Origin of the sequence: Streptococcus sp. GMD1S (assembly GCF_000296875.1) — a bacterium.
Lineage (GTDB): Bacteria > Bacillota > Bacilli > Lactobacillales > Streptococcaceae > Streptococcus.
Map to the genome: position 1 here is coordinate 1 of NZ_AJQY01000435.1, position 542 is coordinate 542.

A 542-nucleotide genomic window follows, 5' to 3' on the forward strand; every position below is an offset into this window, starting at 1 on the left:
GTTTCTGGCACATCTTCGCAAGACAAGACCTCACCGACGACAATTTTTGAGAGACCGGCAGCCGGTGATTCGACACCTTCGACCTCAATCCCTGTAGTTGACATTTTCTCAGCCAACTCTTGTGATGGCACATCAATGTCCACCAATTCTTTTAACCATTTATAAGATACAAGCATAATTCTGATTGTAAGATCTCACCGAATAAGACCTTTTCAATTCCTTTCTTTTTCTTCGAGTCAGTCCTCACCATTCTCATCAAGAGAAAATAACTAGGACTGTATAGGACTGTGTTTTAGGTTTCAATCTTATTTAAACTGTTCTGAGAAGCGGACATCTCCTTGATAGAATCCGCGGATATCGTTGATTCCGTAACGGAGCATAGCGACACGCTCTTGTCCAAGACCAAAGGCAAAGCCAGAGTAAACAGTCGCATCGATTCCACTCATTTCAAGGACACGTGGGTGAACCATACCGGCACCCATAATCTCAATCCAACCTGTTTTCTTACATACGTTACAGCCTTCTCCACCACACTTGAAGCA

General features: G+C 43.4%; 1 pseudogene. It reads right to left on the reverse strand.

The window, feature by feature from the left end:
- Positions 1-305 precede the first annotated feature (305 nt).
- Positions 306-542 (reverse strand): annotated as a pseudogene (gene pheS, locus GMD1S_RS12070) (phenylalanine--tRNA ligase subunit alpha); the annotation flags it as partial.